Origin of the sequence: Pseudomonas sp. P108, assembly GCF_032613195.1 — a bacterium.
Classification (GTDB): Bacteria; Pseudomonadota; Gammaproteobacteria; order Pseudomonadales; family Pseudomonadaceae; genus Aquipseudomonas.
Window position 1 is genome coordinate 2,473,127 of sequence record NZ_CP126691.1, and the last position, 19,031, is coordinate 2,492,157.

General features: G+C 60.4%; 17 protein-coding genes. 7 read left to right on the plus strand and 10 right to left on the minus strand.

Going from position 1 to position 19,031, the window contains the following annotated elements:
- Positions 1-6: 6 nt before the first annotated feature.
- From QOM10_RS10865 to QOM10_RS10910, 10 genes are read right to left on the minus strand one after another with little or no spacing between them, the layout of a single operon-like run.
- A complete protein-coding gene (locus QOM10_RS10865; RefSeq protein ID WP_064392926.1) occupies positions 7-1,143 on the minus strand; it encodes a glycosyltransferase in 1,137 nt (378 codons plus the stop codon).
- Positions 1,136-2,104 carry a glycosyltransferase gene (locus QOM10_RS10870; protein ID WP_160039270.1) on the minus strand — a complete coding sequence of 323 codons (969 nt, stop codon included), beginning with the start codon at positions 2,102-2,104 and terminating at the stop codon, positions 1,136-1,138. Before QOM10_RS10870 ends, QOM10_RS10865 begins: the two co-directional genes overlap by 8 nt.
- Entirely contained in the window at positions 2,101-3,468 is a 1,368-nt protein-coding gene (locus QOM10_RS10875; protein WP_127926681.1) for an O-antigen ligase family protein, read from the minus strand. Before QOM10_RS10875 ends, QOM10_RS10870 begins: the two co-directional genes overlap by 4 nt.
- Entirely contained in the window at positions 3,465-4,556 is a 1,092-nt protein-coding gene (locus QOM10_RS10880; RefSeq protein ID WP_316918020.1) for a glycosyltransferase family 4 protein, read from the minus strand. The genes QOM10_RS10875 and QOM10_RS10880 overlap by 4 nt, the downstream gene beginning before the upstream one ends.
- A complete protein-coding gene (locus QOM10_RS10885) occupies positions 4,553-6,142 on the minus strand; it encodes a GumC family protein (protein ID WP_127926683.1) in 1,590 nt (529 codons plus the stop codon). The genes QOM10_RS10880 and QOM10_RS10885 overlap by 4 nt, the downstream gene beginning before the upstream one ends.
- A 16-nt stretch (positions 6,143-6,158) precedes the next feature.
- Entirely contained in the window at positions 6,159-7,181 is a 1,023-nt protein-coding gene (locus tag QOM10_RS10890; RefSeq protein WP_038369600.1) for a polysaccharide biosynthesis/export family protein, read from the minus strand.
- A 21-nt stretch (positions 7,182-7,202) separates the two neighbouring features.
- Entirely contained in the window at positions 7,203-7,850 is a 648-nt protein-coding gene (locus tag QOM10_RS10895; RefSeq protein WP_316918021.1) for a CpsD/CapB family tyrosine-protein kinase, read from the minus strand.
- Positions 7,850-8,596: a sugar transferase gene (locus QOM10_RS10900; RefSeq protein ID WP_038369594.1), complete on the minus strand. Its 747-nt coding sequence runs from the start codon at positions 8,594-8,596 to the stop codon at positions 7,850-7,852. The genes QOM10_RS10895 and QOM10_RS10900 overlap by 1 nt, the downstream gene beginning before the upstream one ends.
- An 18-nt stretch (positions 8,597-8,614) precedes the next feature.
- Positions 8,615-9,652 carry an NAD-dependent epimerase gene (locus QOM10_RS10905; RefSeq protein ID WP_316918022.1) on the minus strand — a complete coding sequence of 346 codons (1,038 nt, stop codon included), beginning with the start codon at positions 9,650-9,652 and terminating at the stop codon, positions 8,615-8,617.
- Positions 9,649-11,001, minus strand: a complete 1,353-nt coding sequence (locus QOM10_RS10910) for a UDP-glucose/GDP-mannose dehydrogenase family protein (RefSeq protein WP_316918023.1) — start codon at positions 10,999-11,001, stop codon at positions 9,649-9,651. Before QOM10_RS10910 ends, QOM10_RS10905 begins: the two co-directional genes overlap by 4 nt.
- A gap of 389 nt (positions 11,002-11,390) precedes the next feature.
- Here QOM10_RS10910 and QOM10_RS10915 point away from each other — a divergent pair, with 389 nt between their 5' ends.
- The 7 genes from QOM10_RS10915 to QOM10_RS10945 all read left to right on the plus strand — a co-directional run bounded on the left by QOM10_RS10915 (position 11,391) and on the right by QOM10_RS10945 (position 18,756).
- Positions 11,391-13,088, plus strand: coding sequence for a sulfatase-like hydrolase/transferase (locus QOM10_RS10915; RefSeq protein WP_316918024.1), 1,698 nt, complete (start codon positions 11,391-11,393; stop codon positions 13,086-13,088).
- A 174-nt stretch (positions 13,089-13,262) separates the two neighbouring features.
- Positions 13,263-13,916 carry an ABC transporter ATP-binding protein gene (locus QOM10_RS10920; RefSeq protein ID WP_150752169.1) on the plus strand — a complete coding sequence of 218 codons (654 nt, stop codon included), beginning with the start codon at positions 13,263-13,265 and terminating at the stop codon, positions 13,914-13,916.
- Positions 13,913-16,384 (plus strand): FtsX-like permease family protein, encoded by a 2,472-nt coding sequence (locus QOM10_RS10925; RefSeq protein ID WP_316918025.1) that lies wholly within the window; start codon positions 13,913-13,915, stop codon positions 16,382-16,384. Before QOM10_RS10920 ends, QOM10_RS10925 begins: the two co-directional genes overlap by 4 nt.
- The gene (locus tag QOM10_RS10930; protein ID WP_316918026.1) at positions 16,374-17,441 is read left to right on the plus strand and encodes a lipocalin-like domain-containing protein; all 1,068 of its coding nucleotides are present in this window, start codon (positions 16,374-16,376) and stop codon (positions 17,439-17,441) included. Before QOM10_RS10925 ends, QOM10_RS10930 begins: the two co-directional genes overlap by 11 nt.
- A gap of 194 nt (positions 17,442-17,635) precedes the next feature.
- Complete coding sequence (locus tag QOM10_RS10935; RefSeq protein ID WP_316918027.1) at positions 17,636-17,878, plus strand: hypothetical protein; 243 nt, start codon at positions 17,636-17,638, stop codon at positions 17,876-17,878.
- Between the two features lie 10 nt (positions 17,879-17,888).
- Positions 17,889-18,086 carry a hypothetical protein gene (locus tag QOM10_RS10940; protein WP_316918028.1) on the plus strand — a complete coding sequence of 66 codons (198 nt, stop codon included), beginning with the start codon at positions 17,889-17,891 and terminating at the stop codon, positions 18,084-18,086.
- An 85-nt stretch (positions 18,087-18,171) separates the two neighbouring features.
- The gene (locus tag QOM10_RS10945) at positions 18,172-18,756 is read left to right on the plus strand and encodes a hypothetical protein (RefSeq protein ID WP_160039292.1); all 585 of its coding nucleotides are present in this window, start codon (positions 18,172-18,174) and stop codon (positions 18,754-18,756) included.
- The last annotated feature ends 275 nt before the right edge of the window (positions 18,757-19,031 follow it).

Sequence of the window (19,031 nt, forward strand, 5' to 3'; positions counted from 1 at the left end):
GTCCTCTCAACGATTCTGGTCAGGATTCCACTGTGCGTAACGTTGCCCGCGCAAGAACTGCCACAGACCGACGCTCATGCCGGCCAGCGTCACCAGCAGGAACGCCGCGAGGCGGAACGGCTTCGGCAAACGGTGTTGCGAATCCAGCAGGCCGGCGATGGCCACCGCGTAACCGAGCAATTGCGCGACCAGGCTCAGGCGATAGAAACCGTGCTCGTTCCACAGCCAGAAATTGCTCAGCAGCAGCGGCAGCAAGAGAATCGGCGCGAGGCGGCGGATCAGTTTGTGGCTGATCAACGCGATGGAATAAAGGCCGTACTTGAACGGATTCAGCAGGGCGCTGCGTTGCGCCAGGCTCTGCAGGCCACCGACGGTGACCCGCTGGCGGCGGCGCCATTGCTTGCCCGCTTCGTCGACGCCCTGGTCGATCACTTGCGCCTGGGGTACGTAAACGATGCGTTTGTGCGCGACCGGCGCGCAGGTACTGATGAAGAAGTCGTCGTTGACCTCGGCCGGTACGTTCTGGAACAGCTCGCGGCGCAAGGCGAGCAGGGCGCCGTCGGCGGAGACCATGCAGCCGGTGCGATTCTCGACCCGGCGTAACCAGCCTTCGTAATGCCGATAGAGGCTGTCGCCAATACTCAGGCCACCACCGGTGACCGGGATCACCATATGCCCGGCGCAGGCACCGACCTGCGGATCGCTCAACGGCGCGAGCAAATGGCCGAGGGTGTCGCGCGACCATTGGTTGTCGGCGTCGGTGAACACCAGAATATCGCCGCTGCTCACGGCAACGCCGGCATTCAGTGTGGCGGCTTTGCCCTGGCGCGGCAGGTCGAGGACGGTGATGCGCGGATCGATCACTTTGTGCGCGCAGGCCACGGTGTCATCGCTCGAGCCGTCGCTGGCGAGAATGATCTGCAGCGTCGCCGGTTGATAATCCTGGGCCAGCAGGGTGCGCAACTTGTGCTCGATGTGTCGCGCCTCGTTGTGCGCGGCGATGACGATGCTGACGTTCAGCGGCGGCGCCGGCGCGTGCCGCCAGGCCGGGAACAGCGGCGCCAGCAAGGTCAGCAGCAGCGGATAGCCGATGTAGGCGTACGCCGGCAGCAGCAGGCACAGGCAAAAAATGAATTCAGCCACGGGCGGGCCTCCTGGCGTTCCAATGACACAGACTGAGAACAAGTGCCGCGCTGGGCAGGTGCAGGCGTAACCAGTGCAGACCCCACAGTTGCAAGGTGAGGCGAGCATTGTGGTGCTTGATACTCTGCCGCACGCTGAGCGTCAGACTCGGCAGCAGGGTCAGCACCAGCAGGATTATCGCGAGCTGCGCGAGGCCGGCGAGCAAGGCAACGATCAGTAGAAAATCCGTCATCCAGACCAGCAACGACAGCAGCGGAAAACGCAGCAGGCGCAGGCTCATGCCATGGGTGCGCAGCAACTGCAGGTGGCTGCCCTGGCGCCACAGCTCCTTGCCCATCCACTCGCGCCAGTTCATTTCGTAGCCCCAATGCAGGGCGATGCTGTTACTGGTCGACAGCAGCCGTGCGCCCTGTGTGCTCAGACGCAAGGTGTATTCCTTGTCTTCGCCGGTGCGCAGGGTTTCGTTGAATCCGCCGACGACGTCAAACCAGCGTTTGCGCATCAACAGGTTGGCGCTGGGCAGCCAGTCCACGGTGCGACTGGCGTGCGCTGATGGACGCAACATGCGCCGTTGCCAGGCGGTCGCGTACCACGGCGCGGCGGCGGGGGTGTGCAGATCCAAGCCAAAAATGTCGCCCTGATTCTGCGCTTCGAGAGCGAACAATTCGCTCAGCCAGTTTTCGGGCATTTCGATATCGGCATCAATGAACGCCAGCCATTCACCGCTGGCAACCGTAGCGCCACGATTGCGCAAGGCGCCGATCAGCAGGCCGGGCAGCACCAGCACCTGTGCACCGAATGCGCGGGCGATCTGTGGCCCGTCATCAGTGGAACCGTTGTCGACGACGATCAGCTCACAGTCGATGTCGGCGGCGTTCGCGGCTTTGCGAGCGGCCAGGAGGGTGCGGCCGATGTGCCGTGCCTCGTTGTACATCGGAATGACGATGCTGATCCGGCTCATGCCTTGGCCTCCGTCAGCGGCGCTTGCTCGGCTTTCAGGCGCAGCACCCAGGTCAGTGCAAGCATGATCCACAGGTATTTCAGGTTCGGCGCGCTGAGAAACATCAGAAACAACGTCAACGACAGAAAACTCATTCCAAGATGGGTGATCAGGTCGGCGTGCTGCCACTCGCGCCGTTGCAGCCATTCGCGTCGTGCGCGGATCAGGTTGTAGAAACCCTGCACGAGCATGCCGACAAACAGCAGGCCGGCGGGAATCCCCAATTCGCTGAAGATCTCCAGATAAGTGTTATGCGCCCGGCGATACAGGTCGCCGATCTTGCGGTTGGCCGAGAATGCCTTGGCATAACCGGTGGTCGCATAGTGCAACGGGAAGGTTCCGGGGCCCGAGCCGAGCAGCGGATGCTCGCGGATGATCTGGCTGCCGACGACAATGTACGAGGCGCGACGGCCGAGGGATTCATCCTGAGCCTTGGCCCCGGCGCTCAAGATACTCAGCGACTGGATGCGCGCCAGATAACCGGCAGGCATCGCATAAATCGCCAATGGCAGCACGATGGCGGCGCCGAGCATGGCGAATCCGAAATGCCGCGGACGGATACGGTTGAGGTGCTGGCGGTAATGCCAGACCCCGATCGCCAGACTCAAGGCCAGTACCACCAGGCCTGAGCGCGACTCCGTTTTGGTCATGCCGCCGAGCAGCAAAAGGCAGCAGCCCGCCCAGAACAAACGCTGCAGCAGATTCGGGCTGCGAATCACCAGCAGCAGGCCCAGCGGCACGGCGAAGGCGATCAGCAGAGCAAAGGCATTCGGGTCTTCGAGCAGGCCGGCGGCGCGGCCCTTGTCCTGAAATCGGCTGGAAAACATCGCCATCGCGCAGGTCGTGCTGACGCTGAGCGTGACCAGCCGGGCGAACAGATCGAGGTTCAGTTCGCGGCCGATCAACAAAGTGATCACGAACAGAATCAGGCCCACGCTCAGCTCACGCAGATGACTCTGTGACATGCCCATATTGTCGGTGGCGAGCAGGCTCAGCAGGTACAGCGCCATGAAACCGATCAGGTAGCGCCACAGATTGCTGCGCAGACGCTGCGATGGAATCTGATGCAATGCCAGTTGCAACGCCAGGATCAGCGCCAGCGAAGCACCGAGGAATTTGCTCCCGGAAAACGCGCTGTCCTTGAAGAACCCTTCAAACGGCACCAGCGCGGCAATACCCAGCAGGCCCCAGGCCGGTTTGCGGTAGAGCACCGTGAAACCCAGCAGCCCCAGCACTGCCCCCGGCGCCAGATACGGATAAGGACTGACCAGCAAAGCCATGCAGACCAGTGCCAGCAGGCTGACGATCGAGAGCGGGAAAATCATGCGCGTGCCTCCCGTGCCGTGTGGATGTACAGCTGCGACCAGCGTTCGGCCAAAGCCTTGAGGTCGTAGCGTTCCTGTTGTGTGCGTCTGGCGTTATCGCGCAGTTGGGCGGCCAGCTTCGGTTCGGCCAGCAACGTGTCGAGCTGGCGGGCGAGGGCGGCGGTATCGGTCGGTGCGGCGAGCAGGCCGTTGTGGCGGTCCTGCAATACATCGGGAATGCCACCGACCGCGAACGCCACCACTGGCACACCGGCCTGCATCGCTTCGAGCAGAATCATCGGCGTGCCCTCGGTGCGCGAGCTGATCACCAGCGCATCGAGTTGCTGCCACCAGCCTTGCATCGCCGTTTGATAGCCCGGCAAGCGAACCCGCTGTGGTAAACCGGCAGCGTCGATACGCGCCTGCAAGGCCTCACGTTCCGGACCGTCACCGAGCATCACGGCGTCCAGTTGCGGATGCTGGTGACACAACGCAATCAGCGCGTCGAGAAACAGATCCGGGCCTTTCTCGCTGCTCAACCGGCCGACGTAACCGACCAGCCAGCGCTGTCGTTCCAGCGCCGGCGGCAGCGCTGGCGCCGCTGGCAAACCGTTGGGAATCACCTGCAACTTCTCGGCACGGACGCCGGCCTGACGGTGCAGCACAGCGATGCTTTGCGCGACGCAGACCACTCGCTTCACCGAGGCCGTGCGGCACAGTTGCAGGCTTAGCCAGGTGTAGAACTTCTGCTTGCGACTGCGCGGGGTGAAACCGTGCTGAGTGATCACCAGCGGCAGGCGCAACAGAGCTGCGCCGACCCAGCCGAACACTAGCCCTTTGAAGTTGTGCGTGTTGAGCAACGGCTTGTCACCACGGCACTGATGCAAGTGCCACAGCAGTCCGCCGAGCCCGGCACAGGCGCGAGCGTCCACCCCGGCCTGGCGAAAGCGCTCGATCAGCTCTGGTGGCCCGTCGAGGAACAGCACCTGGTGCTGCCCCGGCGTCGCCAGGCAATGATCCAGCAACATCCGCTCGGCTCCGTAGAAGCCGCCGCTGCTGAGCAAGTGAATGATCGGCAGGGCGACGCACGGGGTGGACGCCGCGTTCAATTGCGCACCCAGTGAACCAGGCTCGGCACGGTCCAGTTCTTGTGCGGATTGCCCGGCTGCGACGTTTCTTCGTTGAGCACCAATAGCACCGGCAGGCCCAGTTCATGGCTGATTTGCGCCGGATGCTTGAAGCGGTGATCGAAGAACTCACGTACATAGACGAAGGCAATGGCCAGCAGCAGTCCGGTGAGCAGGCCGAATGGGATGATCAGCATCGGTTTCGGAAACGCCGCCTCGGTCGGTTCATACGGCGGACTCAAGACACGGGCGTTGGACAAGTCGTTATCCAGCGCGCGCGTCGTGCTGCTTTCGGCAAAGCGTTGCGCATAGGTTGAGAACGCTGCGTGCAATGCGCCGATCTCGGTGTCCATCTGGCGCAGCTTGCTTTGGGTCTGCTGCAATTGATGGATGCGATTCTTGAACTCGGCAATGCGCGCGGTTTTCTGCTCGATGACCTGGCTGACCACCGACAGGTCGATCGTGCGTTCCTGGATGCGGTTGTTGACCACTTTGAGGAATTGTTGGCGTGTGCGGGCAATTTGCTCGCGGGCCAGCAACATCGGTTCGCTGCTGGGCTGAAATATCGCCAGGTCGTTCATATAGCGGCTGACCTGAGTGGTCAGCGCCTCGCCCATCTGCCTGATCTCGCGGTCTTCGAACGCGATGTTGTCGACCGTCGTCGTGAAGGTGAACGGAAAGGTGTAGTCATTGAGTTTGTTGGTGTTGGCGGTGGCCAGGCTGGTTTTCAGGTAATCGAGCCAGCGTTGGCTTTGCAGCAAGCGATCGCGATACAGGTTGAGTGCCTGCTCTTCGGTGTTGATCGCGTTGAGGCGAAAGGTGATTTCCTCTTTCGGATCGGACGAACCGACGCTTTCCAACAGGCTCAACCGTGCGCCTTCCAGACCGTCGAGGCGGACCTGATACTGATGCTTCTTGGTCTCGTAGAACGATTGCGGCAGCTCGATCGATTGCAAGGCCTGGCGATCGACCAGATAGTTGCGCAACAGCGTGGCAACGAACGTCGTGCCTTGGGCAGGATCAGGGAAGCTGTAGACGATCGAGATGACATTGGAACCCGGCAGGGTTTCGATCTTCAGATTGTCGATGGCTTCCTGGGTCAAGCCATCCAGCACCGTGTCGCGCACCGGATCGGTTTCCATGCTCAGTGCATCACGCAGCGGATTGATCACGTATTCGCGCAGCGGCGTGCTGACGTAACGCTTGAACGGTTCGGCCAGCTTGCTGAGCATCCCCGGCGGCGGGTTGTACTGACCCTGGTCGCGCAGTTCGCTGATGGTCTGACGAATCAGCGCCGGCGAACGGAGGATATTGCTTTCGGTTTCCATGTCCGCCAGCGATGGCGGAATGAAAGTGGCGTTGTCCTGGGTCAGCGAGGTGGTCGCATCGCCCTGGGAGAGTTTTTTCGACTGCACGATCACCTGCGCGGTGATATCGAAGCTCTGTTTGAGCAACAGCGGCAGCAACAGCGCGATCACTGCAAAGATCAGGAAGATGCGCTTCACCAGTTGCTTGTTGGCGAAGAAAATCCTGAAGAACTCGTGCAGGTAATTTTCTTTTGGGTTCATGTCGTTCACCTGAGAGTCAGTTGTCACTGCCTTTGTTGTCGACGCGGTAGCCGAAGCTGAACCCCACGCCCTGGAACAGCACCACATCGGCCAGTTGGCGGGCGAGTTCGCCGGCGCTGGCCAGTTTGGTTTTCGGTACGTAGAGCATGTCGTCCGGTTGCAGGTAGGCGATCTGTGGCGCATCGCCCGACAGCGCTTTCTCGACGTCGTAGTTCATGGCCTGAACCTGATTGCCGTTGCGCCGCATGATCACTACCGAATCGAGACGCGCCTTGACATTGGTACCGCGCGCCAGAGTCAGCGCCTCAAGCACCGACACCGGCCGGCGGATCGGGTACGAGCCCGGTTGAGCGACTTCGCCGAGCACGTAGATCTCGTTGCCAGCGGTGGATTTCAGCAGCACATCCACCGTCATCCGTCCTGGCAGTTGCGCGTACTTGCTGTTGAGGAAGGTTTCCAGTTGATTGACGGTCATGCCTTGCAGCGGCACGGCGCCGATTTCCGGAAAACTCGCATAGCCATCGGTGCCGACGGTGATTTCGCGGCTCATGCCGGTGGCCGGGTGGTTCAGCGCGCTTTTAAGGTTTTGCTCGTTGCTCAGCGGGCTCAGAATCTGCACCGAGAGCTGATTGCGGTTGGGCTGGAACAGCTGCTTGCGTTGATAGGCGCGCTGGATTTCCTGCCGCGCCTCGTCGCTGGTCAGTCCGGCAATTTTCACCGAGGTGTTGGCGCCCGGCAGTTCGATGGTGCCGTCAGGCAGCACCAGTTGCGTGCCGTTGAGCTGACTGGCGGCGGTGAAGTTCAGGCCGATCTGGTCACCCGACTGCACGCGGTAAGCGTCCGAGCCGCTGGTACTGATGTGGAAAATCACATCCAGCACGTCTTTCGGGCGCAGGGTCTGCTCGACCCTCGGCATGTCGGTGGCTTGCGCATTGGCCGGTGTGGCGGTGAGGATATTCACCGGCATGTTGCGGGTGTCGGAATTGCTGGAGCAGCCTGCAAGCGGCAGCAACAGCAGGACAAGCATTTTGGCGTTCATGGCGTCATCCTTTGCGTTTGCTTACAGGTTTTTGTAAAGCCATTTGGGCATGTAGTACTTGCGCCGGTTGAACACGCTACCGACCACTTTTGCCCCGGCCTGAGTCAGGCGTTGCACGGCGGCTTGCGCGACTTCCCTGCGGGTGTCTTCGGCGCGTACGACAAGCACCACGCCATCGACTTGCGTGCTGATCACCAGCGTGTCGGCGTCGGAGTACACCGCGTCGCCATCGATCACCACAAAGCGGTACTGGCTGCCCAATTGATCAAGCAACGGGCTCAGCCGCTCGGCGGTCAGGTGTTCCAGGGTGCGGATCGGCCGGCCGTTGGGCAGCACGTGGAACGGCAGGCTTGAGACCTGCACTACGCAGTCCTGCAACAGCGGCGGTTTGTCGGGGTTGAACAGCAAGTCGCGCAGACCGCGCTCCTTGCTCAGGTTCAACTGCTGGGTGAGATTGCTCGCCGACTGACTGGCATCGACCAGCAGCACTTGGCCGCTGCTCATTTGCGCCAGTTGGCTGGCCAGCGCCAGCGCACTGGTGGTGGTGCCTGAGCCGGGGTTGGCGGCGGTCAGGAACAGGATCCGCAGATCGAGATCCAGCACGGTCGAGGTCAGGTTCGATTCGCTGGGGGTGGCGATGCTCAGGCTTTTGTTGGTTGAACCGTCCATTAGCTTGCTCCGTGGCCGCTGAATACTTTGAAGGGGGTTTTCAACAGAATCTTCAGATCAAGCAGAAGGCTCTGCTCGGCGATGTAGCTGAGGTCCAACTCAACGCGCTGGTCGAAGTCGATATTGCTGCGTCCGGAGATCTGCCACAGGCCGGTCATGCCGGGGTAGATCGCCAGACGCGCGAGGTGATTGTCCTTGTAGCGGTAGGCGTTGAACGAGGTCGGACGCGGGCCGACCAGGCGCATGTCGCCGGTCACTACATTGATCAGGTTGGGCAGTTCATCAAGGCTGGTGCGCCGCAGGAAACCGCCGATGCGGGTGATGCGCGGGTCGTGGTCGATCTTGAAATCGATCGCGTCGGCACCGTGTTTGTTGAGGTGGCGCAGCGATTCTTTCAAGTCTTCGGCGTTGGCGACCATGGTGCGGAATTTGTACATGCCGAATTTGCGCCCGCGATAACCGGTGCGTTTCTGCACGAACATCACCGGACCTGGGCTGCTGAACTTGATGACCAGCGCCAGACCCAGCAACAGCGGGGAAATCAGCACCAGGATCAGCAGCGCCCCAAGGCAGGCGACCACGCGATTGGTGCGTGACAGTTGCCATGGCCGACCGCCGTCGCGGCCGGTGAACCAGCCGCGACCCTGGCGATGAATCGCCGCGTCGAGACGCATTCGGTGCTCGGGATCCACGCGCTTGTCGCGGCGCATTTCTAGGATCGGTACACCTTTCTCATGTCCAGTCATGGAGTCCTCCACATGAATTCAGCCGCGAACGGCGCGTGGGCGATAGGCAGTGGGGTAGTAGTCGCGGAACCAGGCGATAAAGCGCCCGAGTCCCTCATCCAGCTCTATCCGGGGCTGAAATCCGGTAGCCTGGGCCAGATCGCTGGCCTCGGCGCAAGTGTTGAGCACGTCGCCCGGTTGCAGCGGCAGCAACTCGACAATGGCGGTCTGACCGAGGTGCTTTTCCAGCAGCGCCAGATAGGTTTTCAGCTCGATCGGGTGCTGCCCGCCGATGTTGAACAAGCGCCACGGCGCCATGCTGCTGGCCGGGTCGGGCTGCTCGCGATCCCACTGCGGATTGACCTGCGGTGGCTGCTCGATAAGGCGGGCGATGCTTTCGATGATGTCGTCGATGTAGGTGAAGTCGCGCTGGTGCTCGCCGTAGTTGAACAGCTTCAGCGGCGTGCCTTCGCTGATCGCCCGGGCGAACTGGATCGGCGACATGTCTGGCCGGCCCCACGGCCCGTATACGGTGAAAAAGCGCAGGCCAGTGCAGGGAATGCCGAACAGATGGCTGTAACTGTGCGCCATCAGCTCGTTGGCTTTTTTAGTGGCGGCGTACAGCGACAGCGGGTGATTAACGCCGTCCTGCACCGAGTACGGCGTGTGCTGGTTGGCGCCGTACACCGAACTCGACGAGGCGTAGATCAGATGCTCGACCGGGTGATGCCGGCAGCTCTCCAGAATGTTGAGGAAACCGTTGAGGTTGCTGTCCAGATACGCCCGTGGATTCTCCAGCGAGTAACGCACCCCGGCCTGCGCCGCCAGGTGAATCACCACTTGCGGACGTTCGCGGACAAACAGTGCTTCGATGGCCGAGGCATCGGCCAGGTCAACCGTCGCGAGCTGGAAATCGCCGGCCTGCTCGCGTACCCACTGCACGCGGTCGTGCTTGAGTTGCGGGTCGTAGTAGCCGTTGAAATTGTCCAGACCGACCACCGCGTGCCCGTCGTGCAGCAACCGCAACACGCAATGGGCACCAATGAAACCGGCCGCACCGGTGACCAGCACCTTCATGGCCGCAGTCCTTCAGGGGCAATGTGGCGCAGACCGATGCCGCTGTAATGCAGGCCGGCGGCTGCCACTTGTTCCGGGTTGTACAGGTTGCGACCGTCGATGATGACCTTTGAACGCAGTTTTTCGGCGAGCAGTTCGAAATCGACCACGCGGAAGTTTTTCCACTCGGTGCAGATCACCAGTGCATCAGCGTCTTCGAGGGTGTCGTCACGGGTGGCGCACAGGTGCAGGTCGTTGCGATAACCGTAAATGCGCCGGCATTCGGACATCGCTTCCGGGTCGTAAGCCTGCACGCTGGCACCCTCGGCCCACAGCGCATCCATCAGATAACGGCTCGGGGCTTCGCGCATGTCATCGGTGTTCGGTTTGAACGCCAGGCCCCAGATCGCGATGGACTTGCCGGCCAGCCCTTGCGGGAACTGTGTTTTGAGTTTGCTGAACAGGATATGCCGCTGCAGGTCGTTGACGTCGGTGACGCTGCGCAGCAGTTTCAGCGGCATGCCGTTGTGTTCGGCGGTGTGCAGCAGGGCGCGCAGGTCCTTGGGAAAGCATGAGCCACCGAAGCCGCAGCCCGGATAGATGAAGTGGTAACCGATGCGCGGATCAGAGCCGATGCCTTTGCGCACCGCTTCGATGTCGGCGCCAAGCAGTTCGGTGAGGTTGGCCAACTCGTTCATGAAGCTGATGCGCGTCGCGAGCATGGCGTTGGCCGCGTACTTGGTCAGCTCGGCGCTGCGGTTGTCCATGAACATCAGTTTTTCGTGGTTGCGGCAAAAGGGTGCGTACAGCTCGCTCATCTGCTCGCGGGCTGCGTCGTCGCCGGTGCCGACGATGATCCGGTCCGGGCGCATACAGTCGGCGAGGGCGCTGCCTTCCTTGAGGAATTCCGGGTTGGACACCACCCGCACTTGCAGATCAGTCTTGCGGCGACGCAGCAATTCGCTGTTGGCGGCGGCGAGTACTTGATCCGCCGTGCCGACCGGCACCGTCGATTTGATGATCAATGTGCGATCAGCCTCCATGTGCGAGGCGATTTGCCGGGCGACGTTGAGCACGTGGCTGAGGTCGGCAGAGCCATCCTCATCGGCCGGGGTGCCGACGGCGATGAAGATCAGCTCGGCATGCTCGACCGCGTCACTGGCCTGGGTGCTGAACAACAGCCGGCCGGCCTTGATGTTTTCCTCGAGCGTGCTCGATAAACCTGGCTCGCTAATGGGCGGTACTGCTTGTTGCAGTTGTTTAATTTTGTTTGGGTCAATGTCCACGCATAAAACCCGATGACCGACATCTGCAAGTGCGGCGGCTTGTATAAGTCCGACATAGCCAGTGCCAAATACGCTCACGTCCATCTGCGCACCTCAATAACACCAAAAAGTTAACTACGGAATGAGATAGTTAAAGGGGTATAGCGCAGCGTTTGAAAAGCGTGTCAGCAAAATGACATGTTGCATCGGTATAACACTTGAGCATTTTTTGGCGATTGGCCATCAAGTCATTGCTGCGATTGAATTTGTTGCTTTTGTGCAGATTTGTTCAGATTTCAAATATGCGATAAACGGTCGAAAGCCGCTAATTTAAAGGCTTGTGGCGTCGTCGATGTGTCAGATTTGAGTCACCGGTTTTTTGACGCTCTCCCTGATAAAACAGTCAATTCTTGCGCTTTGATGGCCGGGTGCTAGTGTCAGGTTCTGACTGACAAACCTTTGACTCCCTGCCGTTTTGCCCGATCGGTATCGCCATGTTCAGATATGCCAAAGAATTGTTCTTAATTGTTTATTTGTTGATGTATTCCGAATATTACATTGATCGGTTAAATGCTATCGGCCTCGGTTTTGCTGTACTTCTTTTTGGCGCGATGTTTTTGGCGCTTACTTTTGCGTTATATCTAACGGCGTATATAAGGCAGACTCTCATTCGCCACGTGTTCGCATTGGCAATGTTTGTTTCGGCAGTGTTTTTCGATGTCTATACCCGGGTCACGGCGGATTACCTGACCTACAGCGGTTTTGTCTCATTGGTTTACTCCGGCGGTTTCATCCAGGAAGCGGCGTACCAGTACCGGGACGCGCTCCTGCGTGGCGTGCTCAGCGGTTTGCTGTTGCTGTTCGGCATCGGCCTGAAACCCCGCCATGGGCTGGCGATTCCCAACGCGTTACGTGTGGCGGCGCCGGTGTGCGGCGTGTTGCTGCTCAGTGCGGTGCTGTTCTTGCGTGCGGGAGAGGGCGCCCGTGGCTTACCGATCATGTACACGCCGCTGGCCTATCTGAATCTGTTTGCCTACGAAGCGCTGCATAACACGGTCGGCCCGCGCGAACCGGTGACACTGGCGCGCACCTCGCAAGCCGTCGGCCATGACATCGTGCTGATCATCGACGAAAGCATCTCCGGCAATTACCTGGACATCAACGCGCCGTTCGGCGTGCACAGCAACCTCAAACAGGCGCGTCCCGGCGTCGATATCTTCAATTACGGCTACGCCGCGTCCATCGCCAATTGCAGCGCCGACACCAACGTGACCCTGCGCTACGGCGGTACCCGCGCCGATTACATGCGCATCAACACAACGTTGCCATCGATCTGGCAGTACGCCAAAAAGGCCGGGCTGCGCACCGTCTACATCGACGCCCAGCGCACCGCCGGCAATCTGCAGAATCTGATGACCGATACCGAAAAGAAGGACATCGACCAGTTCGTGCAATTCGACCAGACCAGCGTGCGCGATCGCGACATGGCGGCAGCGGCGAAGCTCATCGAATTGCTCAACGATGACACGCCGGAGCTGGTGGTGATCAACAAGGTCGGCGCGCACTTCCCGGTGCACGACAAATATCCCGATGCGTTCATGGCCTACCGCCCGACCTTGCCGCGCGGGCAGTTCACCGAGGTAGCGGATACCGGCGAGCGCAACGGTTTCAATGGTCAGCCGGATGACTGGGTGCTGTACCGCAATGCCTACAAGAACACTGTGTTGTGGAACGTCGGCGAGTTCTTTGCGCGGGTGTTCGCCCAGGGCAATCTGAACAATGCGCTGCTGATCTATACCTCTGATCATGGCCAGGATTTGCATGAGCGCGGTAATCCGGGCTTGAACACTCACTGCGGTGGCGATCCAGTGGAGGAGGAAGGATTGGTGCCGCTGGTGGTGATTCAGGGCAGCGATCTGAAAACGCTGGACTGGTCGGCACAACTGGCGGCGAACAAGGATCGTTCCAGTCACTACAACATCTTCCCGACGCTGTTGCAGTTGATGGGCTACGACCTGGCGGGGATCGAGGCGGTTTATGGCAAACCACTGAGTGTCGCGACGGCGGATGAATTCACCTTCAACTATCGCTTCAACGCGCGGTTGGGGGCCAAGCCTGAGTGGAAGCACATTGATCTGGGCAGCATTGTCACGCCGACGCAGGCGCCGGCGAGTGTGGCAGTCGGGCAGTAAGTTTTGAGATGGCTGGGCTGACGCTTTCGCGAGCAGGCTCGCTCCCACATTTGAAATGCGATCAACCTGTGGGAGCGAGCCTGCTCGCGAAGGGGCCGGTCAATTCAACGCTGAATTCAAGTCTGTCATCGCCATCCGCTATCCTTGCCCCACACTGACCGATCAGGTGGCGGCATGCTTCGTGTTGAAAACGTCTTCAAAAGCTATCTCACCCCGCAAGGCCCATTGCCGGTGCTGCAAGGCATCGACCTGACGCTCGAATCCGGCGGCAGCCTGGCGCTGATGGGCGAATCCGGCAGTGGCAAAAGCACGTTGCTGCACCTGGTGGCCGGCCTCGACAAAGTCGACAGCGGCAGCATTCGCAGTGGCGAGCATCGGCTGGAGGCGATGAACGAGGCGCAACTGGCGAATTGGCGGCGCACAGAAATCGGTCTGGTGTTCCAGCAGTTCAACCTGATCGGCAGTCTGCGCGTCGAAGACAATCTTGCGTTTCAGGCGCGTCTTGCCGGGCGGCATGAGCCGCGTTGGCAGGCGCATCTGGTGCAGCGTCTGGGGCTCGGCGATTTGCTCAAGCGTTATCCCGAGCAACTTTCCGGTGGTCAGCAGCAGCGTGTTGCGTTGGGCCGGGCATTGGCCTCGCAGCCGAAATTGCTGCTCGCCGATGAGCCCACCGGCAGCCTCGATGAAGCCACCAGCGATGAAGTGCTGCGGCTGTTGCTGGAGTTGCTCGATGACACCCCGACCACCTTGTTGATGGTCACCCACAGCCAACGGGTTGCGGCGCGATTGGCGCAGCGAGTGGTGTTGTCCAACGGACGGCTGACGTGAACGTTTTCCGTCAGACCCTGCGCGCACTGCTCAGCCATTGGCGGCGCCATCCGGTGCAGTTTTTCAGTGTGCTGACCGGGCTGTGGCTGGCGACCAGTCTGCTCACCGGCGTCGAAGCGTTGAACAGTCAGGCGCGCGACAGTTACGCGCGGGCCAGCCAATTGATCGGCGGCGAACCGCAGGCCAGTCTCAGCACGCCAAACGGTGCGACTTTTGCGCAGCAATGGTTCGTTGATCTGCGCCGACAGGGCTGGCCGGTGTCGCCGCTGTTGCAGGGCCGGTTGCAGCTCAAGGGCATTGAGAATCAGCGGCTGCAATTGATGGGTATCGAACCGGTGTCGCTGCCGGCCGATTCGGCGGTGGCCGGGCAGGCGCTGCCGATCGAGCGCGTTGTCGAGTTTTTCACGCCGCCGGGCAGCACGTGGATTTCTCCGGAAACTTTGCAAGCGCTGGATCTGCGCGAAGGTGACACGCCGCAAACGGCTAATGGTCTGCGATTGCCGCCGTTGCTCGCGCAAAAGGACATGGCGCCCGGCCTGTTGCTGGTGGACATCGGCGTCGCGCAAACCCTGCTGGAACAACCCGGACAATTGTCGCGGCTGTTGCTGCCCAAGGATTTTCACGCCGAGTTGCCCGCCGCGTTCAAGGGTCAGTTGCAGCTCAAAAGCAGCGGCGAGGAAAACAATCTGGCGCGGTTGACCGAGAGCTTCCACCTCAATCTCGATGCCTTGGGTTTTTTGTCATTCGTGGTTGGCCTGTTCATCGTCCACGCCGCTATCGGGCTGGCGCTTGAGCAACGGCGCGGTCTGCTGCGTACGCTGCGCGCCTGCGGCGTCAGCGCGCAAATGTTGATTTTCTGCTTGATCGTTGAGCTGGGTGTACTGGCACTGATCGGTGGACTGTTCGGTGTGATCAGCGGCTATTGGTTGGCCAGTGTCTTGCTGCCGGATGTCGCCGCCAGCCTGCGCGGATTGTATGGCGCGGAAGTGGCGGGACAGTTGCGCCTCAGTCCTTGGTGGTGGTTCAGCGGCATCGGTTTGAGCCTGCTCGGCGCTTTGCTCGCCGGGGCCAATAGTCTGTTGCGTGCCGCACGCTTGCCGTTGTTGGCGGTGGCCGATCCGCAAGCTTGGCATCAGCAATATGCGCGCTGGTTGCGCCGTCAGGGTTGGCTGGCGGCGCTGCTGGGTTTGCTTGCCTTGGTGGCATTGATCTGGGGCGACAGCCTGGCCAGTGGTTTTGTCCTGATGGCCGGATTGCTGATCGGCGCCGCATTGGCGCTGCCGGTGTTGCTCAGCGCGCTGTTGAATCAGTTGCTCGGGCGCAGTCGCTCGGTGCTGGGTCAGTGGTTTCTCGCCGATTGCCGCCAGCAACTGCCGGCACTGAGTCTGGCGTTGATGGCATTGCTTTTGGCGCTCGCCGCCAACATCGGTGCGGGCAGCATGACCTCCGGTTTTCGCCAGACCTTCAACGACTTGCTGGAACAACGCCTGAGTGCCGAGTTGTATATCAACCCGAGCAATCCGGCACAGTCGCGGGAAATGTACAGTTGGCTCAAACAGCAGCCGAATATTGCGGCAGTGCTGCCCAACTGGCAGGTCGCGGTGACGTTGCAAGGCTGGCCGGCGGAGGTGTTCGGCATTATCGATCACGCGTATTACCGCCAGCACTGGCCGTTACTCGATGTCAGTGGCAGCGACCCGTGGGCGCATCTGGCTACCGACGATGCGGTGATGCTCAGCGAACAACTGGCGCGTCGGCTGAAGGTGCGGGCGGGTGATCGACTGACGATTCCTGCGCCGAATGGTGCGTGGTCGCCGCGCATCGTTGGCGTCTACGCCGACTATGGCAATCCCAAGGGGCACTTGCTGGTCAACATCAACCACCTGCTACGCGGCTGGCCGCAGTTGACGCCGAACCGTTTCAATCTGCGCATCGAACCGCAGAACATTCCGGCGTTGTTGAATAGCTTGCAGGCGCGCTTTCAACTCGATGACAGCCGCATCGTCGATCAGGCGCGGCTCAAGGGCTGGTCGGTGCAGGTTTTCGAACGGACCTTTGCGGCGACGGCGGCTTTGAACAGTTTGACCCTGGCGGTGGCGGGTGTGGCGCTGTTCATCAGCCTGCTGACCCAGAGTCAAAGTCGCCTCGGCCAACTTGCACCGCTATGGGCGTTGGGCGTGACGCGACGGCAGCTGATGCTGCTCAATCTCGGGCAGACCTGGCTGCTGGCGGTACTGACGCTGGTGCTGGCGTTGCCGCTGGGGATCGCGCTGGCGTGGTGTCTGGACGTGGTGATCAACGTGCAAGCGTTTGGCTGGCGGCTGCCGTTGCGGGTGTTTCCGTGGCAATTGCTGCAGTTGATGGGGTGGGCGTTGCTGGCGACGTTGCTGGCGTCGGCATGGCCGCTGTACTCGCTGTACCGCACGCAACCGGCTGATCTGCTGAGGACGTTTGCCCATGAGGATTAACCTCGTTGTGCTGATGGTTTTGTTGCTGCTCGGTGGTTGCGATCAATCAGCGCCGGAGCAGAAGGGTTTTGCCGGGATGGGCGATCAGGCGTTGGCGTTTACGCCGGTGGTGCCGGGTCGGGTGTTCAGTTTTCCGGCGGATCATGGCGCGCATGAGGGGTTTCGCATCGAGTGGTGGTACGTCACCGCCAATCTCAAGGATCAGCAGGGCAATGAATTCGGCGTGCAGTGGACGCTGTTTCGCAGTGCGCTGAAACCGCTGGCGGAGCAGGCCGGGTGGGGTAATCAGACGGTCTGGCTGGGGCACGCGGCGGTGACTTCGAGCACGGTGCATCACGCCGCCGAACGTTACGCCCGAGGTGGAGTAGGGCAGGCGGGTGTGCAACTGGCGCCGTTCGAGGCGTGGATCGATGATTGGCGGTTCGCCAGTCAGGCGCAGGATCCGCTGAGCGACCTGCAACTCAGCGCGCGCGACAAGGATTTCGCCTATCAACTGCACCTAACGTCCAGTCGTCCGTTGGTGTTGCAGGGCGACAAGGGCTTCAGTCAGAAATCCGAAGAAGGTCAGGCGTCGTATTACTACAGCCAGCCGTTTTTTCAGGCCAGCGGCACGTTGCAGATCGACGGCCAGAGCTACACCGTCAGCGGCCCGGCGTGGCTTGATCGCGAATGGAGCAGCCAGCCGCTGACCGCCAATCAAACCGGTTGGGACTGGTTCTCTCTGCACCTGGACAGCGGCGAACACGTGATGCTCTACCGCATGCGCCAGAAGGACGGCGCGCCGTATCTCACTGGCACCTGGATCGCTGCCGACGGCCAGACGCAAACCCTGCGCAGTTCGCAGATCCGGCTCACCCCGCAAGACACCGCCAACGTCGCCGGCCGGGCGATGCCGGTGAAATGGTCGATCAGCATTCCCGATAAACACCTCGACATCACCCTCGACGCGCTCAACCCCAATGCCTGGATGAACCTGCGCATTCCGTATTGGGAAGGCCCGGTGCGCATCCGCGGCAGCCATCCCGGCCAGGGCTATCTGGAAATGACCGGCTACTGACAGCGCCTCGTAGAAACTGCGAGTTGTAACGGGCGCAGAATCCGGATCTGACCGAGATCAAAATGTGGGAGCGAGCCTGCTCGCGAAAGCGCCCGCCCAGACACCACAGAGAAATTGGCCGGAACTCCGCTACTTCTCAACCCCTCTACCAAATATCTCTCACACCTTTGCGAAACGCCGTCGAGGACTCCCCCATGAGCGACGACCAGCAACCTCCAGACCTGAATTCCTGGCAACGCCTGTTCGACGACGAAACCTACTGGCAGCAATCCCCCGACGCGCACTATTTTGACTTGCAACGCATCGCCGACGACCTGCTCGGCCAAGGCGCCATCGACCTTGAACAATGGCAGATCCTGCGTGCCAAGGCCGACGACCTGCACAAGGATTCACCCGCGATCAACGTCGCCCGTGAACTCGACGACCCCGAAGCCTGAGGACACCCCCATGAAACCGATCACCCAAGGCGAACACCCCGACGAACCCCGTCCACCGGGCGAAACCGAACGCGACAACGACGCCCTGCGGCCCACCGACCCGAAACAGCGTGAAAACAGCGGCAAAGGCACGCCCAGCGGCGAATCCACCGCGCAGGACACCGCAAAACAACAGACCGCCTCGACACAAACCAAAGCCAAGCCCTGAACAGCGTCTATGCTCAGTGGCACGTTCGTCGCCGAAGCTAATTCGGCGCCGGGCGCTGCCATTCATCACAGGGAAAGTATTGCTTATGAAGCTCGACGCATTGGCCAAGGCCATCACCCTCGCAACCGTACTGTCCGCCACCAGCTTCGGCGCCTTTGCTGCCGATATTCCGCTGTCTGCCACTGTTGAAGCAGATCAGGTCATCACCAAAGTGATCTCCGTCGATGCCGCCAACCATCAGGTTGTGCTCGAAGGTGCCGAAGGCAAGCCGGTTCACGTTCAGCTCACTGATAAGGCGAAAAACCTCGCCAATCTCAAGCCCGGCGATCAGGTCAACATTCAGGTACAGCGTTCTGTCGCCGCTTACCTCGACACCGATGTGGATAAAGGTCTGCCTGGCACCACCGAACGTACCGGTGAGTTGCGTAAGGCCCCGGGCAGCGATAACCCCGGTGGCGAGGCGTATCGTCAGGTTCAGGTGCAATTGAAAATCACCAAAATTGATTTGAAGACAAATCAGGTGACCCTGCAAAACCCGGCGGGTGTGTCGAAAGTTCTCGACGTGAAAAAGCCTGAAATCCAAGCCAAACTGAAAGATCTGAAAGAAGGGCAGAGCGTCATCGTCACTTACACCGATATCTTAAAAGTGACCAGCCAACACGAAAGTTGAGCATTAACTCTACAGAATGATTGTTCTTGTACAGGTTTATGTATGAGAACAATCATATAAAAAAGTCTGTCGGAAGTTTCCCGGTAAATATCGGTGGTACACACTTTTTAACTTTCTGGTACATAAATTTCATGTTTAAGCATGAGGACATATCTGCCAACTTCCATTAAAATCCCTCCCGTTCGCCCAGTGTCAGGGCTCTTTACCGGTGCATGGATTGCCAGGCCATTACACTGGGCGAACACCTCTACGGAGTAGTTGTATACAATTTTCAC

Excerpts from the sequence above, each read along its gene's own strand:
- QOM10_RS10905 (WP_316918022.1), bottom strand. The coding sequence starts at position 9,652 with ATGAAGGTGCTGGTCACCGGTGCGGCCGGTTTCATTGGTGCCCATTGC.
- QOM10_RS10870 (WP_160039270.1), bottom strand. The coding sequence starts at position 2,104 with ATGAGCCGGATCAGCATCGTCATTCCGATGTACAACGAGGCACGGCAC.
- QOM10_RS10940 (WP_316918028.1), top strand. The coding sequence starts at position 17,889 with ATGAAACCGATCACCCAAGGCGAACACCCCGACGAACCCCGTCCACCG.
- QOM10_RS10900 (WP_038369594.1), bottom strand. The coding sequence starts at position 8,596 with ATGACTGGACATGAGAAAGGTGTACCGATCCTAGAAATGCGCCGCGAC.
- QOM10_RS10895 (WP_316918021.1), bottom strand. The coding sequence starts at position 7,850 with ATGGACGGTTCAACCAACAAAAGCCTGAGCATCGCCACCCCCAGCGAA.
- QOM10_RS10930 (WP_316918026.1), top strand. The coding sequence starts at position 16,374 with ATGAGGATTAACCTCGTTGTGCTGATGGTTTTGTTGCTGCTCGGTGGT.
- QOM10_RS10890 (WP_038369600.1), bottom strand. The coding sequence starts at position 7,181 with ATGAACGCCAAAATGCTTGTCCTGCTGTTGCTGCCGCTTGCAGGCTGC.
- QOM10_RS10945 (WP_160039292.1), top strand. The coding sequence starts at position 18,172 with ATGAAGCTCGACGCATTGGCCAAGGCCATCACCCTCGCAACCGTACTG.
- QOM10_RS10885 (WP_127926683.1), bottom strand. The coding sequence starts at position 6,142 with ATGAACCCAAAAGAAAATTACCTGCACGAGTTCTTCAGGATTTTCTTC.
- QOM10_RS10915 (WP_316918024.1), top strand. The coding sequence starts at position 11,391 with ATGTTCAGATATGCCAAAGAATTGTTCTTAATTGTTTATTTGTTGATG.
- QOM10_RS10875 (WP_127926681.1), bottom strand. The coding sequence starts at position 3,468 with ATGATTTTCCCGCTCTCGATCGTCAGCCTGCTGGCACTGGTCTGCATG.
- QOM10_RS10935 (WP_316918027.1), top strand. The coding sequence starts at position 17,636 with ATGAGCGACGACCAGCAACCTCCAGACCTGAATTCCTGGCAACGCCTG.
- QOM10_RS10910 (WP_316918023.1), bottom strand. The coding sequence starts at position 11,001 with ATGGACGTGAGCGTATTTGGCACTGGCTATGTCGGACTTATACAAGCC.
- QOM10_RS10920 (WP_150752169.1), top strand. The coding sequence starts at position 13,263 with ATGCTTCGTGTTGAAAACGTCTTCAAAAGCTATCTCACCCCGCAAGGC.